Genomic DNA, 22,565 nt, shown 5'->3' on the forward strand with positions numbered 1-22,565 from the left:
ACGCTTTTCTTATAATTTTTGTACGAATCTACAAAAAACAAATGTAGGTAGTGATGTTTTTTATATAATGTAACGTTTTTCAAAAAAATATTAATAAAGTATAACATTTATATTTTAATGTGATATACTAATTAAGAATAATAACTCAAAGGGGAGAATTAATTTGGCATCATATCAATACATTCGTTGGTTTAAAGAAATCGCAAAAAATGATATTCCATTAGTAGGGGGAAAAGGTGCTAATTTAGGCGAACTAACGCAAAACGGTGTCAATGTCCCACCTGGATTTTGTGTAACTGCTACTGCATATAGTGACTTCATTAAGGAACGTAATATAGATAAGAAGATTGATAGTATTATTGATAACATTGATTATGAAAACACAGCTGAACTACAAATCAAATCACAGCAAATCCGAAATTTAATTGAAAAAACAGATATGTTAGAGCCGGTTGAAAAGGAAATTCGTGAAGCCTATGCCGAGTTTAGTAGTCAAATAGGTCTTGAAGATCCTCGCGTTGCTGTACGGAGTTCGGCTACTGCTGAAGACTTACCAGAAGCTTCTTTTGCTGGACAACAGGATACTTATTTAGAAATTGCTGGAGTAAATGAAGTGATTAAACATGTAAAAAAATGTTGGGCTTCTTTATGGACAGCACGTGCCATCTACTACCGTGAAAATCAAGGCTTCTCTCATTTTGATGTATCGTTAAGTACTGTCATTCAAAAAATGGTTGATAGTGAAAAATCGGGTGTACTTTTTACTGCAAATCCTGTCACAAATAACAAGAAAGAATTAATGATCAACGCGAGCTGGGGTTTAGGTGAAGCCGTTGTTTCTGGAATTGTTACACCAGATGAATACTTAGTTGACAAAGCAACCTTAGCGATTACCGAAAAGCAAATCGCTACAAAAAATACGTTAGTAGTTAAAAATAAAGCAAAAGTTGGCACGGTAGAGGTTGCTGTAAAGGATTACTTAGGTTATGAACATGTAACTGCACAGTGTCTACTTGATGATGAAATCAAATACCTTTGCAAAAGTAGCTTGAAGATTGAAGAAGTTTACCAAGCACCTCAGGATATTGAGTGGGCCTTAGATGCTGATACGAAAGAACTTTATATATTACAGGCACGTCCAATTACAACGCTTAAGGAAGAAGAAGGGGGAGAAACAACTGAAGTGAAGATTGAACGCCGTCCGCTTGTCCGTGGTCTTGCCGCATCTCCAGGAATGGTTAGTGGTGTAGTGAGAAGAATAAAGATATAACTGAAATCTCTCGTGTTGAAAAAGGGGATATCCTTGTCACCGTGATGACAAACCCTGATATGATCCCTGCTCTAAAAAGAGCAGCAGCCGTTGTTACAGATGAAGGTGGCCGTACTTGTCACGCAGCAATCGTTTCGAGAGAATTAGGAATTCCTTGTATTGTAGGCTCTAACACAGCAACAGAAGTACTTGAAGAAGGCATGGAAATTACAGTAGATGCCACTAGAGGCGTTGTTTACAGTGGAAGAATTGCGATTGAGAAGAAGCCGGAAAATTCGGTTGACGCTTCTCAGGCTGCAATAAATGAAGCAATTTTGGCCCAACTGGCTCCAATTACAGGAACGAAAGTATACATGAACTTAGGAGAGTCAGAATTAATTCATAAATATAAAAATCTACCATTTGATGGCATCGGGTTAATGAGAACAGAATTTATTTTCTCGAATATTGTCGGTGCACATCCAATGTATCTAGTAAAACAGGACAACAAGACTATTTTGTAAACAAAATGGCTGATGCAATTACAACTGCAGCGGAAGTCCTATTTCCAAAACCAGTCGTCGTTCGTCTAAGTGATTTCAGATCAAACGAATTCCGTGGCTTAGAGGGTGGCGAAGAGGTAGAAACCAATTGAAGCAAACCCAATGATAGGTTGGCGTGGAGTTTCTCGTTATATTTCACCAGATTACGAGGCTGGTTTCCGATTGGAATGTCAAGCGATCAAAAAAGTAAGGGAAGAATACGGGTTATCAAATGTCTGGGTCATGCTGCCGGTTTGTTCGTACACCTTGGGAAGTTGTCAAAGTAAAGAAGATTATGGCAGAAGAAGGCCTTGTTCAGAATAATGAATTCAAAATTTGGATTATGGCTGAAGTGCCATCAGTTATTTTTGCAGCTGAAGAGTTTGCGCAATTAGTCGATGGCTTTAGCATTGGTAGTAATGATTTAACTCAATTAATCATGGGGGCAGATCGTGACTCAGGAATTTTAAATAGCATGGGTTATTTTGACGAACGCAGTCCATCAGTAAAAGCTGCGGTCAAGATGCTAATTGAAGCAGCGCACAAACATGGGAAAACTGTATCAATTTGTGGTCAAGGACCTTCACTATATCCAGAGTTCACGGAGTTCCTCGTAAATGCAGGAATTGATAGCATTAGTGTAAATCCTGATACGATTAGCTACACTCGAAGATTGATTGCATCTGTCGAGCAAAAGATTATTTTAAACAAGTTAAGAAGTTTATAAAAGTACTTTAAATGACAAAAGGTATAATCCCTCGATAACTGTGGGGATTATACCTTTTTATTTTCGTACTTGTGAGGTGTCCTTTGAGAAGAAATGATCCTTAGAAGTATAAAAAACTTGCCTCTAAGGATCACTTCTCAAAACGGCAAAAAGGGTGCAATCACGTAGGTGTGGAATAAAACCCCAATACAAATAAGTGAAATACTCAAAGTTAGGACAAATATACTGTTTACTATAACGAACATATAGAATATAATATTCTTTATAAAGAACAAATACGGTACAGTAATAGCAACACTTACATATGAAATAAATCATTACAATTATATTAAGGGGGTGGAGCAATGAATGGGGTGAATATCCGAAAGCTAAGAAAACAGAAGAGAATGTCACTAGGGCAGCTTGCCGATAATTCTGGAGTTTCAAAATCGTACATTAGCTATATTGAACGTGGTCTACAAACAAATCCAAGTCTTTCAGTTTTGGAAAAAATGGCCCAAGCATTAGACGTAGAATTAATTTATTTAATTGAAGTTTTGAATGCTCCCGAAGAAGAAGAATATCCCACCTCGATCTAGAGAGGTGGGATATTCTCTTTTCTATTGATTACCTTTTCGCCACTTATTAAATTCTAGATATTCACGAAATTGTTCTTTACTGACACCTGAGTCCATAGCTTCCTTTACTAATTGGATCCAAGCAGCATCAAGTTCCTCCGCATTGCCAGCCTCTTTCTTTTCATGTAATAAGGTTTCAACACTTACATCAAGTACTGAAGATATTTTTTCAAGAAATTGAATGGATGGATTTGATTGGATATTTCTTTCTATTGAACTTACATATGATTTTGCAACTCCTGCAGCTTCTGCTAATTCAGTTAATGATAACCCTTTCTGCAAGCGATATTTTTTTACTCGTTCACCAATCATCTGTTATCGTTTCCTCTCTCAAACCTGTCTAGTTAGGGGCATTATAACAGTTTTTTGTTTGTTCTGTAAATAGTACGGAATGATTATGTTCAGTAGGTCTTTTCTATGTACGATAGTTACTCCTTGGCCTGATCAGAACATAGTTGCTTTAAGAAGAGTTTGATGTCATCTGGTCGAAGGCCTAAATCTTTTGCAGATTTCATCAGCGATACCCACTCTTGATCTAATTCTTGGTAGTTCGTTACTAATACAAACTTATTAATATTAATACCCCCAATATTAAACTTGATAAAAGTGAATTGTTCTATTTAACGAATATAACTTCTTTTATCTTATTAGCAGAAATACCTTAAAAAGAACAAAAGAATTTAAAAAAATATTAGGAAATAGTGTTGTTCAATTTGACAATCCATGATATATTGAGTTCAAAGACTGTTCTTTAAAAAGAACAGAGATTCCTATGTTAATGGAGTGAGACTGATTGAAGCATATTGGAGAAAGAATTAAAAACCTGCGAATTGAACATGGAATGACGTTAAAGGAGTTAGGAACGGCCATTGAATTTAACTACAGTAATTTATCAAAAATAGAACGTGGAAGTCGTAAGCCAGCGATTGAAGTTTTAGAAAATTTATCGAGTTATTTTCAAATTGATATTTCCTATTTTTTTACTGGTCAAAAAAACTTACAAAATGAAGAGAAACAGTTAAAAAGATTATCGAAAGAAATGAAAGAGAAGAATATTAGTTTAGAAGAATTAAGAGAGTTAATGAATGAATTTGAAGCGATGAAATTAGGACGAAGTAGTATGGAGTAAATAAATTGCCAATTGATCAAAATATTATTGACATGTTCTTTATATAGAACTAAAATAACGTTATAAAGAATTTTCTGAATTGAACAATTATACCTTGATACGATGTCAATTTTTTATTTAATATGCAGTTCTTAATAATGAACGGGTGGAGATACTTATGGCGAAGGAAATTAATATAAGAGAAATATTTTTGATCATCAAAAGGCGGTTCTGGATCATAGTGATACTAACCGTTCTCGCTACAGTAGCAGGCTATTTTCAAAACTCGTCAAGCAGTGTAACGTTACTCTATCAATCTTCTAGTCGAATTATCGTAGGCGCTAATTCAGACTATATGAAAACATTAATTGTCATTATGAGAGATCCTGTGATCATGGAAAAGGTCGCAAACGAGTTGAACTTAAGTAGATCTGCAGACGCATTAGCAAGGCAATTAAATGTTGATAGTATTAATAGCTCGCAGGTCGTAAGAATTACGGTTACTGATACAGATCCAGAGATTGCGGCTGATATTGCAAATACGACAGCAACTATTTTCAAAAATGAAATCGGAAATATTGTCAATTTTAATGATGTAAGCTATTTATCTGAAGCACAACCAAGCTATTACCCAATCAATGGTGGGAATAGTAGCAATAGATCCGTCTATATTGCAGGGGGCTTGGGCTTTGTTCTAGCGATCGGGTTTGTTTTTTTACTTCATTCCCTTGACGATTCAATTACTTCTAGACGAGATATTGAGGATGTAATAGGACTTACTGTTTTAGGGAAGGTTTCGAAAATGAACAAACGAAATCTTAAAAAGAAGAAGCAAAAGCAAAAGGAACCTGACATAGAATATCGAGGTGAGATGCTTGATCTTAAAAAAACTTATTAACTTTACGAAAAAGACAAAAAAAAGAAATCTCGTTACGTACTCCAATCCTGAATCGATCATTACCGAGGAATATCGGACGATCAGAACCAATATCCAATTATCAATCGAAGAACATAAGTATAAAACAGTGCTTGTTACGTCACCAACAAATGGTGAAGGGAAGTCAACAACAATTGCCAATCTAGGGGTAACGCTCGCCCAGCAAAAAACGAAAGTGTTGCTCATAGATGCTAACCTTCGAAACCCAAGGCTCCATTCTATTTTTAAATTAGACAACACTTGGGGCCTTTCCTCGATCCTTACTAGTAGCGATTGGTTAGATGAGGCGATTAAAAAAACAAAATTCGGTAACTTAGACATTGTAACGAGTGGTCCAATACCGGAGGATCCCGCTGAATTATTAAGTTCAAAAGCCTATAAACGTTTTTTGTTTACTGCATCACAAGTATACGATGTAATCTTGATTGACTCTCCGCCAGTACTAGAAGTGACAGATACGAGATTAATTGCCAACCAATGTGATAGTGTCGTACTCGTTTTACGTCATGGCAAGAGTAAGGTTGAAAAAGCCATCGAAGCAAAAAAAGTATTGGGCTTTGCAAAGGCAACATTAATTGGTGCGATTATTAATGAAAAATAGAAGATAGTTATTTTTTTTAACAATGTGTTCTTTATTAAGAATTTATTGTTCGCTAAACTGGTGATGTCTCCTTACCACTATCAATGGAAACACTCGTTCATACTGTGGGGTGAAATAAACCTTAGACGCAAGTCGTCAAAAGTATGGAGTGAGGGTGGGTTAGATGCCCATTTTTTTAAAGTTTTTAAGTGTGCGATTTGAAAAAAACGCATACTTAAAAGCTTTAATAATTTCTGAGAAGGGACTGTGTTTAAGAAAATGAAAGATCTTGATCGATTTCCAAAGTCAATCAAAAAAGCAGTTCGGTATATTAAGCAAGAGGCATCGAAAGATGAGTTGGATGAAATTAAGAAATTAATTGAATATGCGATCGAAAGAAGAACGTTTACGTTGAAATAAAAGCTTACTAGAGAGGAGGTACTATATGACCTATCGACAGAGATTGTCATTATTTGTTTTCATCGACTCGAGCATTGTGTTGACAGCGATATTTTTGAGTTGGTACTTAGTTAGTGCTCATTTTGCGGAAATCACAACAGCAATGGTTGCTAGCTCGGTACTTCTTTTACTTAGTCATAATTTCTTTGCCCTGCTTTTCAAGTTATACAAAAAAGCTTGGGAGTACGCGAGTATCGGGGAGTTATTTATCATTTTTAAAATCGTTACATATTCCATTTTAACCACAGCATTTTTTCAACAGTTCCTGTTGCAAGAAACATACTTCAAAGCGCTAACGATCACGTGGATGCTTCATATCCTATTAATTGGTGGATCACGTTTTTTTTGGCGAATATTCCGTGATACGTACTTAATCAAAACAAATAAAAAGAAACGAACATTAATCATTGGAGCTGGGGCAGCAGGAACAATGGTAGCAAGACAGCTGTTAAAAAGTCATGATGGTGAGCTGTTACCAGTTGCTTTTATTGACGACGATAACAAAAAACAACGATTAGACATCTTCGGGGTCCCTGTGGTTGGTGGCGCAGAGAATATTGAAACGGCAGTAAATGAATTAAACATTGAAAATATTATTATTGCCATTCCTTCCCTTTGTAAAAAAGAGTTAAATATCATTTTTCAAGCCTGTGCAAAAACAAAGGCAAAAACCCAAATCCTTCCGATGTTAGAGGATCTCGTTACTGGGAAGGTATCAGTAAACCAATTCAGGGATGTTCAAGTGGAGGATTTGCTTGGTCGAGAATTGGTCCAGCTTGATATTGAGAAAATTTCAGGTTACGTGACAAACAAAGTTGTTTTGGTTACAGGGGCAGGAGGTTCGATTGGATCAGAGATTTCAAGGCAAGTTGCAAACTTCCATCCGAAACAATTAGTGTTATTAGGGCACGGTGAGAATAGTATTTATTCGATAGAAATGGAACTAAAAGCGTCGTATGCCCATACCTCAATAGAATTTGTTACAGAAATTGCTGATATCCAAGACGAGAACAAGATGCTTACGATCATGAAAAGATATCGTCCTGATGTTGTTTACCATGCAGCTGCTCATAAACATGTACCATTAATGGAACGAAATCCAGAAGAAGCAGTGAAGAATAATTTAATCGGAACGATGAATGTGGCACAAGCAGCTAGCGCCTCAAATGTTAATACGTTTGTGATGATCTCAACCGATAAAGCAGTCAACCCAACAAGTGTAATGGGGTCAACGAAACGATTGGCAGAAATGGTCATTCAAAACATGGATAAGAAAAGTAAGACGAAGTTTGTTGCCGTACGGTTTGGGAACGTCCTTGGGAGTCGTGGTAGCGTTATTCCTTTATTCAAAAAACAGATTGAAAAGGGTGGCCCTGTAACGGTCACACATCCAGAGATGGTTCGTTATTTCATGACAATCCCTGAAGCATCAAGACTCGTTATTCAAGCTGGTGCCTTAGCTAGAGGTGGAGAAATCTTTGTTCTGGATATGGGAGAACCAGTGAAGATTGTTGATTTAGCGGAAAATTTAATCAAACTGTCAGGCAATTCTTTAGAAGAGATAGGCATAGAGTTTACGGGGACACGGCCAGGTGAAAAGCTCTATGAGGAACTCTTAAAAGCCGACGAAATTCAAGACTCTCAAGTCTACCCTAAGATTTACATAGGCAAAACAGCAGAGTTATATATGAAAGAGATTGAAGATATAATAACGACCTTTCAGGAACTTGACCGTGAAACCTTACGAGTACGATTATTAAATGTAGCTAATAACAAGGTTAAGATGCAACCGTTAATGACGATACCAAGCTAAAGAGGAGTGCAACGAATGAAAGTAAGAAAAGCGATTATTCCAGCGGCTGGACTCGGAACAAGATTTCTGCCAGCCACAAAGGCGATGCCAAAAGAAATGTTACCGATTGTCGATAAACCAACGATTCAATACATTGTTGAGGAAGCGATTGAGTCAGGAATTGAAGATATTATTATTGTCACCGGTAAAGGCAAGAGAGCGATTGAAGATCATTTTGATCATTCCTTTGAACTAGAGCAAAATCTACTTCAAAAAGGAAAATACGAATTACTAGACGAGGTTCAAAAGTCTTCGAAACTCGTAGACATTCATTATATTCGCCAAAAAGAAGCGAAAGGATTAGGTCATGCGATTTGGTGTGCACGTAAATTTATTGGTAACGAACCGTTTGCGGTTCTTTTAGGTGATGATATTGTAAGCGCCGAAAAGCCTTGCTTACAGCAGATGATGGAACAATATGAACGATATAATGCTTCTATTATTGGAGTTCAAAATGTCAAAGATGAAGAAGTTTCACGCTATGGAATTGTGGACGCTACGAAGATCGGTGAACGTTTCTATACGGTTAATGACTTAGTTGAAAAACCAAAGCAGGAGGAAGCACCTTCTAATCTAGCCATTTTAGGTCGTTACATCCTTAGCCCGAAAATATTCGAAATATTGAATAATCAAAGTCCAGGCGCGGGTGGCGAAATTCAATTAACCGATGCTATTAGTGGCTTAAATCAGTATGAAGCGGTCTACGCCTATGATTTTGAAGGGATTCGTTACGATGTTGGTGAAAAAATGGGTTTTATCCAGACAACGATCGAATTTGCCTTACAGCGAGAAGACCTAAAGCATGATTTACTGAACTACTTAACAAAAGTTGTCGAAAAGGAACTTATTAAATAATAGGGTGGTCAAACATGCCTAAAAAAATCTTGTTTTGTGCAACCGTCGATTACCATTTTCAAGCCTTCCACTTACCTATTATGAAATGGTTTAAAGAACAGGGTTGGGAGGTTCACGTGGCAGCGAAAGGAGAAATTCAATTACCTTATACTGATGTTAAATACGATATCGCAATTGAAAGATCTCCATTTAAACTGAAAAACGTGAAGGGCTATTACGAGTTGAGAACCATTATGAATGAAAATCACTATGAAATTATTCATTGCCATACGCCATTAGGTGGAGTGCTGGCTCGCCTTGCAGCACGTAAAGCAAGAAAAAAGGGAACGAAAGTGATCTATACGGCACATGGCTTTCACTTTCATACAGGAGCACCACTTCTAAACTGGATTCTCTATTATCCAATTGAAAAACAGCTGTCGAAATATACAGACTGTTTAATTACGATAAACAAAGAGGATTATCAGCTAGCTAGAAATCGGAAGTTTAGGGCAGAAAAGATTGTGCAAGTTCACGGGGTTGGAGTTGATACAGAGCGCTTTAAGCCGCTTAGTGAATCGGAAAAAAATAAGCTGAAACAATCATTTAGATATCGTCCGGATGATTGTTTATTTTTTTACGCAGCGGAATTTAACAAAAATAAAAATCAGCAACTGCTGATACATTCGCTTGCCTTAATCCAAACCTATGTACCGAATGCGAAACTATTGTTAGCTGGTGAAGGGGCATTGCAGGATCAATGCCGAAACTTGGCTAAGACACTTGGGATTGAATATATGATCGACTTTCTAGGTTTTCGTAAGGATATTGAAAAGCTCGTACCAATGTGCGATGTTGCAGTAGGTTCAAGCTATCGCGAAGGACTTCCGGTAAACATTATGGAAGCAATGGCCTGTGGCTTACCGATTGTCGCCAGCATCAACCGGGGACACAATGAATTGGTTCAGGATCAAGTCAATGGCTATTTAGTCACACCGACCGATTACGGGAAATTTGCAAGAAGTTTATTAAAGCTCTACCAATCGAAAGAATTACGAGAGCAAATGGGAGTGGCGAGTCGAAATCTCGTTAAGACATTTTCATTACCAGAGATCAATGCCGAGTTAAGCGCCATCTATACACCCTATATGTTGGAGGAACAGGATGAAGCCAAAAGTAAGTATCATCGTGCCTATTTATAATGTAGAAAACTATCTGGAAAGATGTTTCGATAGTTTACTAGCTCAAACTTTATCTGACATTGAAATTATTGCGATTAACGATGGATCTACTGATAATAGTTAGAGATTGTTAATCAATATGTACAGAAAGACAGCCGAATTTTAGTTATTGATAAAGAGAATGGCGGTGTTTCTTCAGCACGGAATGAGGGTCTAATAATGGCAACAGGGGATTACATCGGTTTTGTTGATCCTGATGACTGGGTAGATGAGGTGATGTATGAACAGCTTTTTACTAAAGCGTTTAATGAAAAAGCAGATATTGTTATGTGTTCTTATGTTAGAGAATTTGGAACGCATTCGAAAGAAAAACTATTCAATCTGCCTGACACCATCACATATAGGAATGGTGATGTTAAAAATATCTTGAGGAGACTGATTGGCCCTTTAAATGAAGAGATTGCTAATCCAGAGTTTTTAGATTCGTGGGGGACGGTTTGGTCAAAGTTGTACCGAAGAGAGATCATTATTAATAATAACATTAAGTTTACAGATTTAAGCCGTATTGGTACAAACGAAGACTCTTTATTTAACATACATGCATTTTTTTATGCAAAAGTATTTACGTTTATTAGTAAGCCGTATTATCACTATTGGCGAGCAAACACAAACTCAGTTACAACAAGATATAAACCTGAGTTAATGGAAAAATGGGGAAATTTATACCAAATAGTTGAAGACTTTTTAAGGGATAATGAGTTGGACAATGATTTTAAAATTGCGTTATGTAATCGAGTAAGTATGAACACACTTGGACTAGGGCTAAATGAAATTAGTAAAGAAAATAAACAGTCAATGCTTAATAAGATAAAACAAATAAACAAAATTTTAAATAATAAGCGAATAAAACATTCATTTCAACAGCTAAAACTTGAACACTTACCATTCATTTGGAAGGTGTTTTATTTTTGTGGGAAATTAAGATTTTCTGTAGGAGTTTATAGCTTATTACTAAGTATTGAATTACTTAGAAAGACTTTAAGATAGGAGGTTTTTCCGCTGTTACCAATACGAATACTTCAAGTTGTTACGATTATGAATCGTGGCGGGTTAGAGACGATGCTGATGAACTATTATCGGAAGATGAACCGTTCTATCATTCAATTTGATTTTATGGTAAATCGTATAGAACGAGGCCATTATGATGATGAAATCGAACGTTTAGGTGGCAATATCTACCGAATGCCACCGATTAGACCAGGTAACTATCGAAAGTATTTTCGAATGCTAAATCGCTTTTTTGAACAGCACCAGGAGTATAAAGTTGTTCATTCCCACATTAATGAAAATAGTAGTTTCGTGCTGAGGGCAGCAAAAAAAAGCGGGAGTGCCTTGCCGAATTGCTCATAGTCATTTAAGCGATTTAGGAATAGATATGAAACTCCCATTTCGATTATATGCTAGATCTGTCATGAAGGGCCAGCCCAGTAACTATTTTGCTTGTTCAAAGAAGGCTGGGGAATGGCTCTTTGGTCAAGAAATAGCGTCTACTAAAGAGTTAACAGTACTTAATAATGCAGTAAATGTAGAAGAGTTTGGCTTTAACCAGATAGATCGAATGAAAGTTCGTCGTGAGCTAAAAGCAAGAGATAGTTTAGTAATTGGTCATATTGGAAGATTTAATAAACAAAAAAATCATGAATTTATGATAGATATCTTTAAGGAAGTTCATGAGAAACTTCCAAATGCCATTTTGGTGTTAGTTGGGGAAGGGCATTTACGCGTAGATATTGAGAAAAAGGTGAAAAAGATTGGTTTAGAAGAAAATGTCCGATTTTTAGGTGTTAGAAAGGACATAGCAAATCTTATGCAGGGCTTTGATTTATTTCTTTTCCCCTCGCTTTTTGAAGGGTTACCGGTTGTCCTAGTGGAAGCACAAGCAGCAGGTTTAAACTGTATCGTTTCAGACACAATTACAACTGAAACAAATGTTACAGGTAGACTTAACTTTCTTAGCTTGAATGATCCACCATCTGTCTGGGCAGACACTATACTTTCAACTTCATATGGACATGAAGAGACAGCAGAAATACTAAGAGAAAAAGGCTACGATACAGTCACGATGGCAAAATGGTTAACAGGATATTATGTAGGTCAAGCGTTTAGTTCAAAGGAAAGCTTAAGTTTTGGAGGGGTAAGTCATGATGCCAACCTTAACAATTTTTACACCGACTTATAATAGGGGATATTGCTTACATTTATGCTTTGAGAGTTTAAAAAAACAAACAAATAAAAACTTTGTCTGGCTAATCATAGATGATGGATCTACTGATAATACAAGAGAACTTGTTAAGACTTGGATAGAAGAAGGGACCATTACGATTGACTACCATTATCAAGAAAATCAGGGGATGCATGGGGCACATAATACAGCATATGAATTAATTAAAACAGAACTAAATGTTTGCATTGATTCGGATGACTATATGGCTGATGATGCCGTTGAAAAAATACTTACATTTTGGCAACTACATGGCAATTCAAAGGTTGCTGGAATTGTAGGACTTGATGCTGACCAAGCGGGGAAAATTATAGGAACAAAAATGCCAGAATATCTCAAATCAGCGCCACTAACTGATTTATATTCAAAACACAAAGTTAAAGGAGATAAAAAGCTAGTGTATCGTTCAGAACTGACACAAAATACGCCACCTTATCCAGTGTTTCCTGGTGAAAAATATTGTCCCTTAAGTTATAAGTATATCTTGATTGATCAGAAGTATCCGCTACTCATTATGAATGAGATTCTCTGTCATGTTGAATATCTAGCGGATGGTTCTAGTATGAATATGATTAACCAGTATAAAAAGAACCCCCGAGGTTTTTCTTTTTTAGAAAAGTAGCCATGAAACATGCACCAACATATAAGGATCAAATAAGAGAAGCGATTCATTATGTATCAAGTAATCTACTGATAAAGAATTTCAGGTTCCTAGTAGAGACTCCTTGTAAAGTAGCTACACTAATAGCAACACCGTTTGGGATTTTGTTATATTTTTATATTAAAAACACAAAAAAAGTAAATGTATTAAAAAATAGTTCATAAGACATTTCCTTTAAGGAAAGGGTATTTTCAATGAATGTATTTTATCTAAATCTATTGATCGTTTATCTATTTCTTTCTTGTCACGCATTGTGGCAAAAAGAACGAAAATTGGTCCTACCTACATAAAGCCAAATAAAGTGTTGGCCTTTTTAGCTTTATCGAGCTTAGTAGCAGTAGCGGGGCTTCAAAACAATATTGGAGACACATATTATTATATGCACTCATATCGAATTACTACTTTTAGCTTAGAAAACATTGATTTTAAAGGCGATTTTGGTTTTAATTTATTGCAAATGCTTTTACAGCAGTTTTCAAGCGATCCTCAAATATTAATATTTGTAGTAGCATTTCTGACAAATACACTTATTGTTGTAACCCTGTACAACTACTCAAGATTATTTGAGTTAAGTTTATATGTCTATATAGCTATTGGATATTTTTTAGTTTCAATGAACGGAATAAGACAATATCTTGCGGCTGCCATCATATTTTGTGCAACTAAATTTTTGATTGATGGAGATTGGAAGAAGTACATGCTTGTTGTATTTTTTGCGTCTACGATTCATCAAACAGCACTAATACTAATACCTATTTACTTTATTGTGAGAAAACCAGCCTGGTCGAAGTCAACTTTTCTATTATTAGCAGCTGGTATCCTTATCGTTTTAGGTTTAACACATTCATGGATATATTGTTTAAGCGATTGAAGATACCCAATATGGAGGTTATAAAAATTTTCAAGAAGGTGGGGCAAATTTTCTTAGAGTTGTCGTAGGTGCTGTTCCGGTTGTGATTGCTTACTTTGGAAGAGAAAAGCTCAAGCATATTTTCCCTAATAGTGACGTCATAGTTAATATGTCAATACTTGGGTTGGTTTTCCTTATAATATCAACACAAAATTGGATCTTTGCTAGATTTGCTATTTACTTTGGACTGTATCAGTTGATTTTAATTTCTTGGATTGTCAAGGTTTTTAGAGAAAAAGATCAAAAACTAATCTATTATGGTATTTTAATCTGTTATTTTATCTACTTTTATTATGAGCATGTTATAGCGTTGAACATTTATTACAGAAGTGATTATATCAATTTTTGATACAGGGATATAACCATATTCAATTATATGATAATTGCCTGATAATACTAAAAAATAGATAGGGCGGTGTTCCTTATGAAACGTTTTATTGATTTATTAGTTGCAGTCACATTATTAGTAATATTATTTCCAATGATAATTATTGTTGCAGTATTAGTTAAAGTTAAGATAGGATCACCAATTTTTTTTAAACAACAACGTCCTGGATTGTACAGTAAGCCGTTTAATCTCTATAAATTTAGAACAATGACAGATGAAAAGGATAGTAGCGGAAACCTACTACCTGACAATGTAAGACTAACATCTTTGGTAAGTTTCTTAGAAAATATAGTTTAGATGAGTTGCCACAACTTTTAAATGTACTAAAAGGAGACATTAGTTTAATAGGTCCAAGACCGCTATTAATGGAATATGTACCTTTATATTCAGAGCAACAGATAAATCGTCACAAAGTAAAGCCTGGAATTACGGGATGGGCTCAGGTAAATGGTCGCAATGCGATCACATGGAAGAAAAGTTTGCCTTAGATGTTTGGTATGTAAATAATCAGTCATTATTACTAGATATAAAAATTGCTATCTTAACAGTGTATAAAGTTTTGAAGTCTGAGGGTATTAATCAACAAGAAAATGTTACAATGGAACGCTTTAGAGGATCTAATATTTCAGTGAATGAGGGTGGAATATGAAGATTGTTATCATTGGTCAAGGGTGGTCACAGTAAGGTTATTGAGGATATGATAACAGCTAATAATCAGCATGAGATTGTTGGTTATTTAGATGATAAGTATCAAGAAACAACGATCATTAATCATATGTATGTAGGACCAATTTCTTCACTTAAGGAGTTAATTTATATTTTTAAAGAAGTTAGTTTTGTCATTGGAATTGGCAACAATCGTATTCGGAAGAACATTGTTACTCAGTTAAACTTGCCAAAACAAAGCTATGCAACCTTAATCCATCCTTCTGCTGTGATTAGTCCAAGAGCCAAAATCGGTTCTGGAACTGTAATTATGGCCAATGCTGTTGTAAACGTTGATGCTAACATTGGGCAGCATTCAATCATCAACACAGGCGCGATTGTTGAGCATGATAATCGCCTAGGAAATTTTGTTCATATCTCACCAAATGCTACATTGACGGGAACTGCTCATATTGAAGATGGAGTTCATGTTGGTGCAGGTGCGACCGTTATTCCGAATATAACGGTTGGGGAGTGGTCTGTCATTGGTGGTGGTGCAACAGTCATTAATCACATCCCACCGTATTGTACGGCTGTAGGAGTACCGGCAAAAGTCATTTCGAAAGAGAGGGTTGAATTTGTCTAAGGATAATAAGCGAATTTTCTTATCGTCACCACATATGAGTGGCAATGAACTTAAATATATTAATGAAGCCTTTGCAACGAATTGGATTGCACCACTCGGACCAAATGTCGATGCATTTGAAAAAGAATTAGCCAGTTATGTAGGAGTCAATGAAGCTGTCGCCTTAAGTTCAGGTACCGCAGCCATTCATTTGGCTCTTATTTTATTAGGAGTAGAAAAAGGTGATACTGTTTTTTGTTCAACCCTGACATTCGTTGCTAGTGCAAATCCAATTCTTTATCAGGGTGCCGAACCTGTGTTTATTGACTCAGAGCCTGAAACCTGGAATATGTCTCCTGAAGCGTTGGAAAGAGCACTCCAAGATGCACTGCTACACGGAAAATTACCGAAAGCCGTTATCGTAGTCAATCTCTACGGGCAAAGTGCAAAATGGATGAAATTGTTTCACTTTGTAATCAATTTACTGTACCAATAATTGAGGATGCGGCAGAATCTCTTGGGTCGACGTATAAAGGGAAACCAAGCGGAACCTTTGGAAAATATGGGATTTATTCATTTAATGGTAACAAGATTATTACGACCTCTGGTGGGGGAATGCTCGTTTCTAACGATATCGAAGCAATGAGAAAAGCTCGTTTTTAGCGACACAAGCGAGAGACCAAGCACCTCACTATCAGCATAGTAAGCTAGGTTTTAATTATCGAATGAGCAATATCTTAGCTGGAGTTGGTAGAGCGCAACTTGAAGTTTTAGAAGAACGTGTAAACTCAAAGCGAAACGTATTTAATCAATATGTTGAGGGACTAGGCCATCTTCCGGGGATTAGCTTTATGCCAGAATTAGAAAATACAAAGACAAATCGTTGGCTTACTGCAGTAACAGTTGAACCTAAAACATTTGGTATCACAACTGGAGAGATCATCGGAACTCTAGCAGAAGAAAATATTGAAGCAAGACCCGTTTGGAAGCCACTTCACATGCAACCTTTATTTAATGGGTGCTTATATTATGCTAACAACTCAACTGAAAGTGTTTCTGAGCAATTATTCTCTAACGGTATTTGTTTACCTTCTGGAAGTAACTTAACAGAAGAAGAACAAACAAGAGTCATTAATTCTATTAGAAAATTGGTTGAGTTAAAGGTTACCTAAACTTGTGCTCAAGAGGTGAATTATGATTAATACTATCCCAAAAGTTATTCACTATTGCTGGTTCGGTGGGAAAGAAAAACCAGAAATTGTCCAAAAATGTATACAGTCATGGAAAGAAAATCTACCAGATTATCAATTGAAAGAATGGAATGAAAATGCCTTTGATTTAGATAAAAACGCATATGTGAAAGAAGCATACGAAAAAAAGAAATATGCATTTGTCAGTGACTACGTTAGGGTCTATGTACTATATCATTTCGGAGGAATTTATTTAGATACCGATGTAGAAGTATTTAAATCCTTTGATGATCTCTTGCATCATCATTCTTTTTGGGGCTTTGAACAAGAAAACTTTATAGCGACAAGTACTATTGGTTCTCAACAGAGAAATAAATTAATTAAGATTTCTTAAATTCATATCAAGATAGAAAGTTCTTGAAGGATGATGGTAGTTTAGACGAGTTAACGAATGTAGCTGTCATTTCAAAAATACTAACAAACCAAGGCTTAATTCTAAATGGGCAACTTCAGGAGATAGAGGGGTTAGGGACCTTTTATCCGCAAACCTTTTTTTCACCTTATGATTATATTAATTGTAGAAAGTTTATTACTAAAGATACATATACCATGCATCATTTCTACAAGAGTTGGTTGCCGTTCAGTGTGAGAGTTAAAGGGAATTTTAAGAAATTTTTAGCTAAACTCATAGGTGGAGAGAATATTGCGAAATTAAGGGAAGTGGTAAAAAAATCTAAAAGAGCTAAGGTGATTTAGTATGTTTAAATTAATTAAAAAAATTACAACAGTTTTGTTGATAGACTGTCGTAAAAGAGGAGTTTACTTCACGGCACTTATGACTATATCCCAGATAACATCAATTTTAAGGGGTTTATTTTATAAGATATTATATTTTAGAAATATAGAATCCTCTATTTTCTCGTTACAATCTAAGAGTACGATAGAAATCTTCAATAAAAAGGCTAAAATATTTTTGGGAAATTCGTCTTTATTAGAAAAAATGCAAGCTTACGTATCGACTACAATGGATATTGAGTATTGGGGAGAAGGTATTCATAAATGACAATTGCACCATAAATTGTGTAAATAAAATCTCAATAGGAAGTAATACGAAAATAGCGCCTAATGTGAGTATTAATGATCATGATCATAATTATAAAAATAAAGACCATCAGCATTTGGTAATTGGCGAGGTGTTTATAGGGCAAAATGTATGGATAGGTTCAAATGTTGTAATCCTAAAAAACACAAACATTGGTGACAACTCTGTAATAGCTGCTGGGAGTGTCGTAAAGGGTGTTGTACCTGAAAATACATTATTTGTTAATAAGAGAGAGTCTAAATTTATTAGTTTTGATAATGTTCAAAAAGAAATAATTACTAGTAATGTTGTAGGAGTATAGGTGGAGCTATGAAGAAGAAGGTATTAATATCTATATATGATATGGAAATTGGTGGTATTGAAAGAAGTCTAATTAACATGTTAAATAGCTTTAACTATGAAAAGTATTCTGTAGATTTATTAATATTTAACCACTGTGGTGAATTCATGAGTTTGATACCAAAACAAGTGAATGTTTTACCTCAAATTGAGGAATATACTTTTTTAGAAAACCTATTAAACAATGCATAAAAGAAAGACGGTACAATTTTGTTTTCATTAGACTGCTTTCAAAGGTAATAGCTATTATTAAATCTAAAACTAGAAAGTTAGTTGAAGGATCTGGCTATATTCAAATGCAACATACAATGAAATTCTTGTCATTTTGTTTGCCTAAATTGCAGATAGAGTACGATGTAGCGATTAGTTATGCTTGGCCACACAATCTGATAATTGAAAAAGTAATTGCAAGGAAAAAGATAGCTTGGATCCACACTGATTACAGTAAATTGGAAATAGATAATAATTTAGATTATAAGACTTGGGAAAAATTTGATCATATTGCTTCAATTTCAGAAGAATGTACAAAAGCTTTTCTTTCTAAGTATCCAAAACTAGAAAATAAGATTGAATTAATTGAGAATATAACATCACCAGATTTTATTAAGTGTATGGGGAGTTACACTAAAGATGTTAATAAAGAATACAAAAATGATTTATCATATTGTCAGTTGGAAGACTATCTTATGTAAAAGGTTTTGATATTGCCGTTAAAACATTAAAGAAGTTACATGATCAAGGTTATACAAACATAAAATGGCATGTAATTGGCTATGGTGGTTACGAAAGTGAGTTAAAAGAATTAATTAAAAAAAATCAAATTGAACAAAGCTTTTTATTATTAGGTAAGAAAAATAATCCTTATCCTTATATGAAGGATTGTGATTTGTATGTTCAACCATCTAGATATGAAGGCAAAGCGGTAACGGTCACTGAGGCAAAAATTTTAGGTAAACCAATAATCATTACAAATTATCCAACTGCACACAGTCAATTAGAGAATGGTATTGAAGGAGTTATCTGTGATTTAAGTGTAGATGGGTTAGCAAATGCAATTGAAGATTTAATGAAAGATGTTAACTTAAAAAATAAATTAATTAATAACATCATAGATAAAGACTATAGTAATAATTATGAACTAGATAAATTGTACAAACTTATAGGGTGATAGAAAGGGAGTGTACAGTTGGCATATAAGGTAAGTGTAATAATTCCGGTCTTTAACGCTGAAGAATATCTTCCTAATTGTATAGAGTCTCTCCTTTCTCAATCATTGAAAGAATGTGAATTTATATTCATAAACGATGGTTCAATAGATAGTAGCTGTAATGTAATTAAACAATACATGAGTGTAGATGCAAGGATCAAATTATATAGTCAAGAAAATCAAGGTGTAAGTACGGCAAGAATAAAGGCTTAGAAGTCGCTACTGGTGAATACGTTGGTTTTGTTGACGCAGATGATTATATAGATAAGGATTTTTATCAACAATTATATGAGTCTGCAAATATTGACAGCGTAGATGTAATAATGTCTAATGTTAAATCTGTTATTGGTAATGCTTTACTAGAGTTTCAATTTCCATTCAAGGAGAACACTTGTTTAGGAAATGATTATATTAGTTCTACAATATTGCCATATCTTTAAAAGAGGATAATTTAAATTCAGTTTGTACTAAACTATATAAGAACAAATTACTTGGAAAATACAGGATTAGTTTTCCTCAAGGTGTTGCATTAGGGGAGGACGGATTATTTAATATTAGCTTTCTTAACTACGCAACTTCAGTAAAATATCTTAATTATGCTGGTTATTTTTATCGTGAAGTTCCAGGAAGCGCAACTAGGAATCTAGCAAAAAAAGATTATTTCAAAGGGCATTGGAAGTTTATCAACTGGATATTTCGAAATATCTAAAGATAAGTGATAGCCTTAATATTGACGATCTAAAAGCATTTAAATTAATAAAAAACGTTATGTCTTTAATACATCTTTATCTTATTCCATCTAAAGAGTTAAGTACTATTCAAAGATATAGATATATTATTAATATGGTAAAAAATTCTAGTGTACGTGAAGCATTAATGTCTTATCGTAAATATCACTATAATCAGCTAGGAAGATATGAAAGATTTATTTTACATATGATTGATAAACAATCTTTTGTCGGATTATATTGTGCAACGGCATACAGTAGATTTCGAAATAAATAGAATGGGGAGTGAATAATGAAAATTCTTATGTTCTTCCATGGAGGAAGCCAAAATAGGGGATGTGAGGCAATAGTTCGCGCCTCCACAAAAATAATTAAAGATGACATTCCTCAAGCTGAAGTTTATTTAGTTTCTGGAAGACCAGAAACTGATCAGATCATTACAGCTCTAGATGGAATTTATGACGGGTCAGACTCTAAACTAAAAAAGTATTCATACGACTGGCTAGTTTCGTCACTAAGGTAAAATTGTTAAGTGACGAGTCATATGCTTTGGGTAAAATTCACCATAATATTATTAAGCACATTGAAGATGTAGATGTTTGCTTGTCTATAGGTGGAGATAATTATTGTTACGGGGAACAGCCAGGGTGGTATGAAATTCATCGCAGAGTTAAGCAGCAAGGAAAAAGGCTAGTATTATGGGGTTGTTCTATTGGAATAGAAGACCTCTCAGAAACTAAATTAAAGGACTTAAAAACATTTGATCTGATATTAGCACGTGAAACCCTAACTTATCAAATACTAAAAGATCATGGGCTTACTAATGTAGAGCTTTGTGCAGATTCAGCTTTTACAATGGAGAAAGAGGAATTGCCTTTGCCAGAACGTTGGCAAATTGGAAATACATTAGGATTAAATTTTAGCCCACTAGTATTAAAAAAGAATTGGGGATCTAAATTAGCTGTAAAGAACTTAATAACTTATATCCTTGACAATACAGATATGACAATTGCTTTAACACCACATGTAATAGATCAAGATAATAATGATTATGAGGTTCTTTATGATTATTATAGTGATTTTAAACATACTGACAGAGTAATTATCTTACCTGATAACTTAAATGCAACACAATATAAAGGTTATATTGCAAGAATGAGATTTTTTATCGGAGCACGTACACATGCTACTATTGCAGCTTACTCCAGTCATGTTCCAACAATGGTCTTAGGTTATAGCGTAAAATCTAAAGGAATAGCAAAGGACCTATTCGGTGAAGAGAAATTAGTCTTAGATATCAATGAGCTATCAAATAGCAAAAGTTAGTAGCAAAGTTTGACGAAATGGTTAAGGACGAAAAGAAATTGATAGGTCAGTTAGAACAAGTTACTCCACATATAAACCAAATGTCCCGCAAAGCAGTTGAACACCTGAGTGGGCTTTTTTCATTGGTGCGATAAAAGATGAAGAAAAATATATTATTTGTCATTCCGAGTTTAGCAGCTGGCGGTGGGGAAAAGAGTTTAGTGAATTTATTGGCTCATATTGATTATAGCAATTACAATGTTGACTTGTTTTTACTTAATCACGAAGGAATTTTCATGGAATACATTCCTAAGGAAGTAAATATCGTTAGTCTGCCTGAGACTTACAAAGATTTTTCCTTGCCCATTCATAAAGCTATGGCTAACTTTACTTTGCAAGGAAATTATAAGTTAGTATTTAATAGACTTATGTTCAGTTTAAGAAATCGATTAATAAAAACTACTGCTCTAAAGGAACAGTATACTTGGAAGTATATAGCTAGTTCATTAGATGAGTTAGAAAAGAAATATGATGTGGCTATAGGTTTCCTTGAAAAAACGTCAACCTATTTTTGTGTGGATAAGGTTAGGGCACTAAAAAAAATAGGCTGGGTTCATATTGACTACGAAAAACTGGGTATGGACCCTAAATTCGATATGGACTATTTTAATAAATTAGACCATATCGTAACTGTCTCGGAGGAATGTTCTACTATTCTAGGCAGGAGGTTTCCAAACATATCTTCAAAAATTGAAATGATTTATAATATTGTTTCTCCAACTATGATAAATAAGATGGCCAGCCAAGATGTAAATAGTTTGACTAATAAAGATGGAAATGAAATTTCTATTCTTTCCATTGGAAGGTTACATCATCAAAAAGTTTTGATCTAGCCGTTAAGGCCTGCAAGCTTCTAGTAGATAGAAGCTATAATATAAAATGGAGGATAATAGGTGAGGGGGAAGAAAGAGAAAAATTAACAAGGTTAATTAAAGAGAATAAACTTGAAGACCACTCACTTTGTTAGGCTTAAAATCCAACCCTACCCATATATAAATCAGGCTGATATGTATGTACAAACATCGAGCTTTGAAGGAA

At 34.9% G+C, this 22,565-nt stretch carries 23 protein-coding genes and 9 pseudogenes; 30 read left to right on the top strand and 2 right to left on the bottom strand.

All coding sequences use genetic code 11. From position 1 onward, the window contains the following. Positions 1-163 precede the first annotated feature (163 nt). The 6 genes from H1D32_RS15850 to H1D32_RS15865 all read left to right on the top strand — a co-directional run bounded on the left by H1D32_RS15850 (position 164) and on the right by H1D32_RS15865 (position 3,096). Positions 164-1,270, top strand: coding sequence for a PEP/pyruvate-binding domain-containing protein (locus H1D32_RS15850; protein WP_261179238.1), 1,107 nt, complete (start codon positions 164-166; stop codon positions 1,268-1,270). Between the two features lie 29 nt (positions 1,271-1,299). Beyond that, complete coding sequence (locus H1D32_RS25465) at positions 1,300-1,773, top strand: PEP-utilizing enzyme (RefSeq protein WP_396126221.1); 474 nt, start codon at positions 1,300-1,302, stop codon at positions 1,771-1,773. A 5-nt stretch (positions 1,774-1,778) separates the two neighbouring features. Then, on the top strand, positions 1,779-1,904 hold the full coding sequence (locus H1D32_RS25470; RefSeq protein WP_396126216.1) for a hypothetical protein: 126 nt from the start codon (positions 1,779-1,781) through the stop codon (positions 1,902-1,904). Positions 1,905-1,914: 10 nt separating this feature from the next. Continuing rightward, complete coding sequence (locus H1D32_RS25475; RefSeq protein ID WP_396126217.1) at positions 1,915-2,115, top strand: putative PEP-binding protein; 201 nt, start codon at positions 1,915-1,917, stop codon at positions 2,113-2,115. Continuing rightward, complete coding sequence (locus tag H1D32_RS15860) at positions 2,024-2,518, top strand: putative PEP-binding protein (protein WP_261179239.1); 495 nt, start codon at positions 2,024-2,026, stop codon at positions 2,516-2,518. Before H1D32_RS25475 ends, H1D32_RS15860 begins: the two co-directional genes overlap by 92 nt. 344 nt (positions 2,519-2,862) lie before the next feature. After that, positions 2,863-3,096, top strand: a complete 234-nt coding sequence (locus H1D32_RS15865) for a helix-turn-helix domain-containing protein (RefSeq protein WP_261179240.1) — start codon at positions 2,863-2,865, stop codon at positions 3,094-3,096. A gap of 21 nt (positions 3,097-3,117) precedes the next feature. Here H1D32_RS15865 and H1D32_RS15870 read toward each other — a convergent pair whose 3' ends face one another. Both H1D32_RS15870 and H1D32_RS15875 read right to left on the bottom strand, forming a co-directional pair. Next, complete coding sequence (locus H1D32_RS15870) at positions 3,118-3,447, bottom strand: helix-turn-helix domain-containing protein (RefSeq protein ID WP_261179241.1); 330 nt, start codon at positions 3,445-3,447, stop codon at positions 3,118-3,120. 116 nt (positions 3,448-3,563) lie between these two features. Next, positions 3,564-3,755, bottom strand: a complete 192-nt coding sequence (locus H1D32_RS15875; protein ID WP_314733428.1) for an anti-repressor SinI family protein — start codon at positions 3,753-3,755, stop codon at positions 3,564-3,566. Between the two features lie 173 nt (positions 3,756-3,928). Here H1D32_RS15875 and H1D32_RS15880 point away from each other — a divergent pair, with 173 nt between their 5' ends. From H1D32_RS15880 to H1D32_RS16000, 24 genes and pseudogenes are all read left to right on the top strand, one after another. Continuing rightward, positions 3,929-4,264 carry a helix-turn-helix domain-containing protein gene (locus H1D32_RS15880; RefSeq protein ID WP_261179242.1) on the top strand — a complete coding sequence of 112 codons (336 nt, stop codon included), beginning with the start codon at positions 3,929-3,931 and terminating at the stop codon, positions 4,262-4,264. A 157-nt stretch (positions 4,265-4,421) separates the two neighbouring features. Further along, positions 4,422-5,141, top strand: coding sequence for a YveK family protein (locus tag H1D32_RS15885; protein ID WP_261179243.1), 720 nt, complete (start codon positions 4,422-4,424; stop codon positions 5,139-5,141). Next, a complete protein-coding gene (locus H1D32_RS15890; protein WP_261179244.1) occupies positions 5,119-5,781 on the top strand; it encodes a CpsD/CapB family tyrosine-protein kinase in 663 nt (220 codons plus the stop codon). Before H1D32_RS15885 ends, H1D32_RS15890 begins: the two co-directional genes overlap by 23 nt. 246 nt (positions 5,782-6,027) lie before the next feature. Continuing rightward, positions 6,028-6,180: a hypothetical protein gene (locus tag H1D32_RS15895; protein ID WP_261179245.1), complete on the top strand. Its 153-nt coding sequence runs from the start codon at positions 6,028-6,030 to the stop codon at positions 6,178-6,180. Positions 6,181-6,205: 25 nt separating this feature from the next. Continuing rightward, positions 6,206-8,032: a polysaccharide biosynthesis protein gene (locus H1D32_RS15900; protein ID WP_261179246.1), complete on the top strand. Its 1,827-nt coding sequence runs from the start codon at positions 6,206-6,208 to the stop codon at positions 8,030-8,032. Positions 8,033-8,047: 15 nt separating this feature from the next. Then, a complete protein-coding gene (gene galU, locus H1D32_RS15905) occupies positions 8,048-8,926 on the top strand; it encodes a UTP--glucose-1-phosphate uridylyltransferase GalU (protein WP_261179247.1) in 879 nt (292 codons plus the stop codon). Positions 8,927-8,940: 14 nt separating this feature from the next. Then, positions 8,941-10,107, top strand: a complete 1,167-nt coding sequence (locus H1D32_RS15910; protein WP_261179248.1) for a glycosyltransferase family 4 protein — start codon at positions 8,941-8,943, stop codon at positions 10,105-10,107. Then, entirely contained in the window at positions 10,070-10,210 is a 141-nt protein-coding gene (locus H1D32_RS15915; protein ID WP_261179249.1) for a glycosyltransferase, read from the top strand. Before H1D32_RS15910 ends, H1D32_RS15915 begins: the two co-directional genes overlap by 38 nt. A gap of 44 nt (positions 10,211-10,254) precedes the next feature. Beyond that, positions 10,255-11,133, top strand: coding sequence for a glycosyltransferase (locus tag H1D32_RS15920; RefSeq protein WP_261179287.1), 879 nt, complete (start codon positions 10,255-10,257; stop codon positions 11,131-11,133). Positions 11,134-11,181: 48 nt separating this feature from the next. Then, entirely contained in the window at positions 11,182-11,496 is a 315-nt protein-coding gene (locus tag H1D32_RS15925; protein WP_261179250.1) for a glycosyltransferase family protein, read from the top strand. 25 nt (positions 11,497-11,521) lie between these two features. Then, positions 11,522-12,325 (top strand): glycosyltransferase, encoded by an 804-nt coding sequence (locus tag H1D32_RS15930; protein WP_261179251.1) that lies wholly within the window; start codon positions 11,522-11,524, stop codon positions 12,323-12,325. After that, positions 12,288-13,192, top strand: a pseudogene (locus H1D32_RS15935) (glycosyltransferase family 2 protein). The gene H1D32_RS15930 and the pseudogene H1D32_RS15935 overlap by 38 nt, the downstream one beginning before the upstream one ends. A 30-nt stretch (positions 13,193-13,222) precedes the next feature. Next, a pseudogene (locus tag H1D32_RS25045) lies at positions 13,223-14,287 on the top strand (EpsG family protein). Between the two features lie 75 nt (positions 14,288-14,362). Next, a pseudogene (locus H1D32_RS15950) lies at positions 14,363-14,975 on the top strand (sugar transferase). 3 nt (positions 14,976-14,978) lie between these two features. Continuing rightward, a complete protein-coding gene (locus H1D32_RS15955; protein ID WP_396126218.1) occupies positions 14,979-15,617 on the top strand; it encodes an acetyltransferase in 639 nt (212 codons plus the stop codon). Positions 15,618-15,651: 34 nt separating this feature from the next. Continuing rightward, positions 15,652-16,768 (top strand): annotated as a pseudogene (locus H1D32_RS15960) (DegT/DnrJ/EryC1/StrS family aminotransferase). 22 nt (positions 16,769-16,790) lie between these two features. Beyond that, positions 16,791-17,542 (top strand): annotated as a pseudogene (locus H1D32_RS15965) (glycosyltransferase family 32 protein). A gap of 371 nt (positions 17,543-17,913) precedes the next feature. Then, entirely contained in the window at positions 17,914-18,189 is a 276-nt protein-coding gene (locus tag H1D32_RS15970; RefSeq protein WP_261179253.1) for a DapH/DapD/GlmU-related protein, read from the top strand. An 8-nt stretch (positions 18,190-18,197) separates the two neighbouring features. After that, positions 18,198-19,395 (top strand): annotated as a pseudogene (locus H1D32_RS15975) (glycosyltransferase). 18 nt (positions 19,396-19,413) lie between these two features. Beyond that, a pseudogene (locus H1D32_RS15980) lies at positions 19,414-19,874 on the top strand (glycosyltransferase). A 436-nt stretch (positions 19,875-20,310) separates the two neighbouring features. After that, positions 20,311-20,439 (top strand): hypothetical protein, encoded by a 129-nt coding sequence (locus tag H1D32_RS15985; protein ID WP_261179254.1) that lies wholly within the window; start codon positions 20,311-20,313, stop codon positions 20,437-20,439. A 15-nt stretch (positions 20,440-20,454) separates the two neighbouring features. Continuing rightward, a pseudogene (locus tag H1D32_RS15990) lies at positions 20,455-21,622 on the top strand (polysaccharide pyruvyl transferase family protein). A 3-nt stretch (positions 21,623-21,625) separates the two neighbouring features. After that, positions 21,626-22,360, top strand: a complete 735-nt coding sequence (locus tag H1D32_RS15995) for a glycosyltransferase family protein (protein ID WP_261179255.1) — start codon at positions 21,626-21,628, stop codon at positions 22,358-22,360. 38 nt (positions 22,361-22,398) lie between these two features. After that, a pseudogene (locus tag H1D32_RS16000) lies at positions 22,399-22,494 on the top strand (hypothetical protein); the annotation flags it as partial. Positions 22,495-22,565 lie beyond the last annotated feature (71 nt).

The sequence above is a fragment of the Anaerobacillus sp. CMMVII genome, from assembly GCF_025377685.1.
Lineage (GTDB): Bacteria > Bacillota > Bacilli > Bacillales > Anaerobacillaceae > Anaerobacillus.